General features: G+C 73.7%; 6 protein-coding genes. 3 read left to right on the plus strand and 3 right to left on the minus strand.

Annotation, left to right across the window (positions count from 1 at the left end):
* Nucleotides 1–808, plus strand: an 808-nt coding sequence (locus KS423_RS33065) for a DNA-3-methyladenine glycosylase (protein WP_224283445.1), incomplete at its 5' end; no start/stop codon positions are given.
* A 58-nt stretch (nt 809–866) separates the two neighbouring features.
* Here the strand turns inward: KS423_RS33065 and KS423_RS33070 are convergent.
* The 3 genes from KS423_RS33070 to KS423_RS33080 are packed head-to-tail and all read right to left on the minus strand — an operon-like array spanning nt 867 to nt 3876.
* Nucleotides 867–2159: a coenzyme F420-0:L-glutamate ligase gene (locus KS423_RS33070; protein ID WP_224283446.1), complete on the minus strand. Its 1293-nt coding sequence runs from the start codon at nt 2157–2159 to the stop codon at nt 867–869.
* The gene (gene cofD / locus KS423_RS33075) at nt 2156–3166 is read right to left on the minus strand and encodes a 2-phospho-L-lactate transferase (RefSeq protein ID WP_224283447.1); all 1011 of its coding nucleotides are present in this window, start codon (nt 3164–3166) and stop codon (nt 2156–2158) included. The genes KS423_RS33070 and cofD overlap by 4 nt, the downstream gene beginning before the upstream one ends.
* A 41-nt stretch (nt 3167–3207) precedes the next feature.
* Entirely contained in the window at nt 3208–3876 is a 669-nt protein-coding gene (locus KS423_RS33080) for a cysteine dioxygenase family protein (protein WP_224283448.1), read from the minus strand.
* Between the two features lie 622 nt (nt 3877–4498).
* Between KS423_RS33080 and KS423_RS33085 the strand changes: the two genes are divergently transcribed.
* A complete protein-coding gene (locus tag KS423_RS33085; protein ID WP_030062195.1) occupies nt 4499–4771 on the plus strand; it encodes a WhiB family transcriptional regulator in 273 nt (90 codons plus the stop codon).
* 226 nt (nt 4772–4997) lie between these two features.
* Nucleotides 4998–7269: glycosyltransferase family 2 protein (locus KS423_RS33090; protein WP_224283449.1), on the plus strand; the 2272-nt coding region annotated here is incomplete at its 3' end.

The raw sequence follows: 7269 nt of genomic DNA on the forward strand, positions 1-7269 counted from the left end.
CGACGGCGCCGTCTGGCGCGCCTCCCGCACCCCGGCCGGCATCGGCACCCTGCGCGTGCTGCCGCGTCCGGCCGCCGGCGAGGTGGAGGCGAGCGCCTGGGGTCCGGGCGCGGACTGGCTCCTCGACCGACTCCCCGCCCTGCTCGGCGCCGAGGACGCCCCGGAGGCCCTGGTCCTGCCGCCCGGCCCGCTGCGGGACGCCCAGCGCCGTACCGCCGGAGTCCGGCTGACCAGGACCGGCCTGGTGCTGGAGTCGCTGGTCCCGGCGATCCTGGAGCAGAAGGTCACCACCGACGAGGCCTACCGCGCGTGGCGCATCCTGCTGCGGGACTTCGGCACTCCGGCGCCGGGCCCGGCCGAGGGCATGCGGGTGGCGCCGTCGGCCCGCGAGTGGGCCATGGTGCCGAGCTGGGAGTGGCACCGGGCGGGCGTGGATCCCAAGCGCTCCGCGACGATCATGCGGGCGGTCCGGCTGGCGCCGCGGCTGGAGGCGGCCTCGGCGATGGGCCACGAGGAGGCCTTCGCCCGCCTCACCACGGTTGCGGGCATCGGGGTCTGGACGGCCGCCGAGACCCTGCAGCGCAGCAACGGCGATCCGGACGCGGTGTCGGTCGGGGACTTCCACCTGCCCAACCTGGTCGGCTGGGCGCTGGCCGGCCGCCCCCGCAGCGACGACGCCCAGATGCTCGCCCTGCTGGAGCCCTACCGCCCCCAGCGCCACCGCGTCTGCCGCCTCCTGCTGTCCACCGGCGCCCGCGCCCCCCGCTACGGCCCCCGCCTGACCCCCAACGACCACCGCAACCGCTGAGGTGCTGCTCGTCGTGAAGGCGGGCAACCGCCGCGAGACCTGCCGAAGCCTCTGATTCCTACCGCACCTCGATGAAGGCGTCGGCCCCGCGTTCGGGGCGGGCCTTCGGCGGCTCCGCGGGGCGGCCGACGGCGACGGCGCCCATCGGGTCCCAGCTGTCCGGGAGGTCCAGCGCGGCCCGTACCGTGTCGCGGCAGAACATGGTGGACGAGACCCATGCGGAGCCGTAGCCCTCGCCGGTGAGGGCGACCAGCAGGTTCTGCACGGCGGCGCCGGCGGCGACGGTGAACATCTCCCGCTCGGCGGTGGCCCGGCGCGGGTCGGGGTAGTCGTGCGAGCCGTCCATCACCAGGCAGGGCACCACCAGGTACGGCGCGTCGCGCAGGACGTTGCCGCGGGCGGTGCGCCGGGCGATCTTCGCCTCGTCCCAGCCGTCGAGTTCGCGCAGGTCGCGCTGCCAGGCGGCGAGCATCGCGTCGAGCAGCCGTACCCGGGTGTCGGGCGACTCCAGCAGTACGAACCGCCACGGCGTGGTGTGGTGCGGGGCGGGCGCGGTGACGGCGGCGGCGACGGCTCGTCGGACGGCGGCCGGATCGACCGGCTCGGCGGTGAAGGAGCGGACGGTGCGCCGCAGGGTGACGGCCTGCCGCAGTGCCTCGGAGGTGCCGAGCCGGAACATGTCGTCCACGGCGGGCCGGACCAGCGGCCGGGCGCCGGCGCCGTCCTCGGCGGTGACCAGGTGCCCGAGTCCGCGCACGACCGCCACCGGAACGCCGGTGGCCTTGCCCTTCACCAGGTCGGCGGCGGCGGCGAGTTCGTCGGCGGTCGCGGTGACGGTCAGCTCCAGCCGGTTGCCGTGGCTGTCGGTGCGCCCCCGGTGGTCCTCCAGGACGGCGAGCCCGGCGGCGCCGATCGCGACGTCGGTCAGGCCGTTGCGCCAGGGCCGTCCGAAGGTGTCGGTGACGACGACGGCGAGCCGGCGGCCGGTGAGCTGCTGGAGCCGGGCCCGCAGCACCCGGGCGGAGGCGTCCGGGTCCTCGGGCAGCAGCAGCACGGTGCCGGGGGCGGTGTTGGAGGCGTCGACGCCGGCGGCGGCCATGACGAAGCCGTTGCGGTTCTCCACGATCCGGGCAGGCCCGCGCCGGGCGACCACCCGGACGGACTCGGCGTCGATCGCGGCCTCGCGGTCGGCGGCGTGCAGCAGCCGGCCCTCGGCCTTGCTGACGATCTTCGAAGTGACCAGGAGGATGTCGCCGTCCTGGTACGTCCCCGCCTTGGCGATGAGTTCGCCCAGGTCCGCCCCGGCCTCGATCTCGGGCAGCCCCTCGACGCCGAGGATTTCCAGTGTCACTTCCGCACCTGCTCCGCCAGAGCCAGCGCCGTGCGCGCCATCTCGGCGGTGGCCTCGACATCGGTCATCAGCAGCGGGACGGCCCGGCAGGCGATCCCGGCGGCCTCGACGGCGGCCACCGAGGCCTCGTCGGCGGTGTCCACCAGCCACCCGTCGATCAGGCCCACCGGTCGCCCGCCGCCACCCTCGCCCGAGCTGCTCCGCAGCGCTGCCCTGCTGCCGTAGTTCAGCGCGACCGCCTCCGCGGTGGCCTCGACGCCGACGGCGGCGAGCACCTTGTCGGCCATGCCGCGCACCGGCGCCCCACCGATGATCGGGGAGAGCCCGACCACCGGCGCGGGCGCGGCGGCGATGGCCTCCCGGATGCCGGGGACGGCGAGGATGGTGCCGATCGAGACCACCGGGTTGGACGGCGGGAAGAGGATGACGTCCGCTTCGGCGATCGCCTCCAGCACGCCGGGCGCGGGCTTGGCGGTGTCCGCGCCGACCGGGACGATCGCCTCGGCGTCCACCGCGGCGTGCAGCTTGACCCAGTACTCCTGGAAGTGGATCGCCCGGGTGCCCTGCTCGTCGGTGATCCGCACGTGGGTCTCGACGCGGTCGTCGCTCATCGGCAGCAGCCGTACGCCCGGCTTCCAGCGCACGCACAGCGCTTCGGTGACCTGGCTGAGGCTGTACCCGGCGGTGAGCATCTGGCTGCGCACGAGGTGGGTGGCGAAGTCCCGGTCGCCGAGCCCGAACCACTCGGGGCCGACGCCGTACTCCTTCATCTCGGCCTTGATGGACCAGGTCTCGTCGGTCCGGCCCCAGCCCTGCTCCTCGTTGATGCCGCCGCCGAGGGTGTACATCACGGTGTCGAGGTCGGGGCAGACCTTGAGGCCGTAGAGGTGGATGTCGTCGCCGGTGTTGCCGATGACGGTGATCTCGTCCTGCGGTCCGACCGCCGCGCGGAGTCCGCGCAGGAAGCGCGCTCCGCCGATTCCGCCTGCCAGTGCCACGATGCGCATGGGTTCATCCTGCCACGGTCCGACTTTCCGTCAGCCCGTGATCAGTGCGACTCGGCCTGTGCCTGCTGCTCCGGGTGCTGCTCGGGGACGGCGGTGGCGCCGTACTGGTTCATCTCGGTCAGGCCCGGGGCGTAGAGGTGGATGGAGACGGCGGGTTCGAGCGCGCCGTTGACGACCTCGTGCAGGTAGCCGGAGGAGAACACCCGCTGCCGGCCGGGCCGCAGGGTGCGGGCGATTGCGCCGCCGGGGGTACCCCCGGCCGAAGGCTGGGGGAGGGTGAGGGAGCGCTCGATCAGCTCGCCCTTGACGACGCTCATCACGCCGGAGGACTCGCCGTGGTCGTGGAAGCCGCTGGACTGGCCGGGCAGCCAGCTGAGCAGCCAGACCTCGTAGCCGGGGCCGGTCTCCAGCCGGGCGTACCAGCGGGTCAGCGCGTCGTAGCGGACCAGCGGCTCCCAGCGGGCGCGGTCGGCGGCGATCTCGCGCACCAGCCGGGCGTACGCGGCGACGGTGGCGGGGTGGGCCGGTAGGTCGGTGCGGGCCAGGTGCGGGAAGGCGAGCGGGTCGCCCGCGATGGAGACGTCGCAGAGGCCGTCGGCCCACTGGGGGGTCCGGGCGCCGGTGGGGCCGCCGGTACGGACGGTGGCGGGGCCACGGCGGGCGAGCTTGTTGCGGTCGCGGTTCCGCTTGCGGATGCGGATCATGCGCACGGGAGTCGTCCTCGGAAGTGTCGGCTGGTTCGTCGGGATCAGCCGGATCCGGGATGTCCTGGGGCGGGAATCGCGGGCGGCCTCTGTGCTTCCTGGGGCGGCGCGCGGTGGGACGCGGGCGCCTAGATACAGCAGGAACAGAGGCGACAACAAGAGTTCACGGCACGGCGGAGGGTGGAACCGCTCCGGGGGCTGGCGAACTCTGACATGGAAGCAAGGACACCGCATTCGCAGGGCCGGTGTCAAACCGAAGGATGCGGCATTCGAGTGGGTTAGGTCCGGATCTTGCCCGGATGGGGTGATTCATCACTCTCTATGTTTCGATGGGAAGATCGTCGGGAAGGCAGGCCGATGACCGGCCTGTGGCGGTGACCGGACGTCACTTGGTGAATGGTTGCGGATGATTCGGCACCGTTCAGGACCTTGAGGCAGAAGGTCCGGTGTGTCCGAATATGTACACTATTCGTAACGGCTTGGTGCCAGGGAGTGAATCCCGGCCCCAATACCAGAGCTCGGCTTGACTGGGCCAGAGTGACGCAACTGTAATTTCACTCGTGTCGTCAGCCGCAGGAGGCAACGGCAACCACGGGGACGCCAAGTAGGGGCAGAGGAGGCGCGCCACATGAGCGAGCTCTTTGAGCTGTTGATCGGGGACGGCATCGCGGAGGACGAGGAGGAACTCGGTTGGCAGGAGCGCGCGTTGTGCGCCCAGACCGACCCCGAGTCCTTCTTCCCCGAGAAGGGCGGCTCGACCCGCGAGGCCAAGAAGGTCTGCCTCGCCTGTGAGGTCCGCTCGGAGTGCCTGGAGTACGCCCTCGCCAATGACGAGCGCTTCGGCATCTGGGGCGGCCTCTCCGAGCGCGAGCGCCGTCGGCTCAAGAAGAGCGCGGTCTGACCGGGGCGGCCCCCGGCCCCGTTGACCCTTCGACAGCGACGGACAGCCGCACAGCCGTACGGGCGCCTCACCGCGATGGTGGGGCGCTTTCGTGTTCCCGGAGCCCCCTTCACCGCCTCCGCACGCACACCCCGGACGAGGCGGCCACCCGGAGCCGTTAGTGTGGTGCGCCATCCGGTTGCCGTTCACCGGCTGTGTCCACCGAGAACTGGGGCCCGCGCACTCGATGACCGTCTACAGCCACCAGAGCGGCTTCACCGCTTCCCGGCCGCCCGCCTACCCGCGCCACCTGGTCACCGCCGTGATCGTCTCGCACGACGGTGCCCGCTGGCTCCCGCAGGCCCTGGCCGGCCTGCTCGGTCAGGACCGCCAGGTCCAGCGGATCCTCGCGGTCGACACCGGATCCACCGACAACTCTCCGCAACTGCTCGCGGACACCCTCGCCGACTGGCTGCCCGACAGCGGCCCGCTGGTCCTCGGCCGCCGGGCCGGCTTCGGCACCGCCGTCGCCGAGGCCGTGTTCAACAGCCCGCCGCTGCGCCCCGAGGACCTGCCGTACCGGCTCGACCCCTCCGGCTACGACCCGGTCACCGGCGGCTGGGACGACTTCGGCGACCCGCTCGCCCAGGAGGACGACCTCGGCCGCGGCGGCCCGCGCGAGACCCGGCCGGTCGAGTGGCTCTGGCTGCTGCACGACGACTGTGAGCCGCAGACCGACGCGCTGCGCCGACTGCTCCAGGTCGCCGACTCCACCCCCAGCGCCGCCGTGGTCGGGCCCAAGCTGCGCAGCTGGTACGACCGCCGCCAGCTGCTGGAGGTCGGCGTCACCATCGCCCGCTCCGGCCGCCGCTGGACCGGCCTCGACCGCCGTGAGCAGGACCAGGGCCAGCACGACCAGGTCCGCCCGGTGCTCGCCGTCTCCAGCGCCGGCATGCTGGTGCGCCGGGACGTCTTCGAGGAGCTCGGCGGCTTCGACAAGGCCCTCCCGCTGATGCGGGACGACACCGACTTCTGCTGGCGGGTCAACGCCGCCGGCCACCGGGTGGTGGTAGCCCCCGACTCGGTGCTGCGGCACGCCGAGGCGGCCAGCCGCGAGCGCCGCGCGATCGACTGCGGTCCCTCCCACCCGCACCGGATGGACAAGGCCGGCGCGGTCTACACCCTGCTCGCCAACTGCAAGGGCGCGCTCTTCCCCTACGTCCTGCTGCGGCTGGTGCTCGGCACCCTGGTGCGGGCCGTGACCAACCTGCTCGGCAAGGACCCGCGCCAGGCGTTCGACGAACTCGCCGGCCTCGGCCACGAACTCGTCCGCTTCCCGAGGCTGATGGCCTCGCGCAAACGCCGCGCCCGGTCCAGGGCGGCGGACGCCCTGGACGACCGCACGCTCTTCCCGGCCCCCGGCGCCACCACCCGGCTGGCGGTCGAGGGCGTCATCGGCTCGCTCGGGATAGGGGGCGGCGACGACACCGGCGGCCGGCACGGCTCGGCCGAGGCCGGCGGTGACGAGGACGCCGAGGACCTGGTCGTCGAGCAGTTCGCGCTGGTCAAGAAGCTCGCCCGGCGCCCGGCGCCGGTGCTGTTCGCGGCCCTGCTGGTGTTCGCCCTGGTCGCCTGTCGCAGCCTGCTCGGCAGCGGGGAGCTGTTCGGCGGCGCCCTGCTGCCCGCGGCCGACGGCGCCGGCGGCCTCTGGTCGATGTACGCGGACGCCTGGCACCCGGTCGGCACCGGCTCCACCGCCGCCGCACCGCCGTACCTCGGTGTGCTCGCGGTGCTCTCCTGGCTGCTGTTCGACCACGCCGACCTCGCGCTCACCCTGATCGTGGTGCTCGCCGTCCCGCTGTCCGCGGTCAGCGCCTACCTGGTGTCCCGGCCGCTGCTGGACTCCAAGCTGGTCCGCGCCTGGGCCAGCGCCACCTACGCGCTGCTGCCCGCCGCGACCGGCGCGCTCGCCCAGGGCCGGATCGGCACCGCCGTGCTCGCCGTGCTGCTGCCGCCGCTGGCCCGCGCAGCCGCCATCGCGGCCGGCCTCGGCATCCGCGACGAGAGCGCCGCCAAGGGCGCCCGCCCGGGCTGGCGCCCGGTCTGGATGACCGTCCTGCTGCTCACCCTGGCCACCGCCTTCGTCCCGATAACGTGGGCGCTCGCGGTGCCGCTCTGCCTGGCGATGCTGGTCGTCGCGGTGCTGCGCGGCGGCGCCTTCGGCTCCGGCGGTACGGCGCTGCGGCTGCTCGGCCTGCGCGTCCTGGTGATCCTGGCCGTGCCGGTCGCGGTGCTGGCCCCGTGGTCGCTCAAGGTGCTGTCGCACCCGCAGTGGCTGCTGCTGGAGGCCGGGCTGCCCGGCCTGCACAGCACCGGTGCGAGCGCGGCCGGCCTGCTGCTGGTCAACCCGGGTGGCGCCGGAGTGCCGCCGATCTGGCTCTCGGCGGGTGTCGTGCTGGCCGCGCTGGCCGCGTTGCTGCGCGCCGACCGCCGGCGCGCGGTGCTCGCCGCCTGGGGCG

Source organism: Streptomyces sp. LS1784 (genome assembly GCF_020103755.1).
Classification (GTDB): Bacteria; Actinomycetota; Actinomycetes; order Streptomycetales; family Streptomycetaceae; genus Kitasatospora.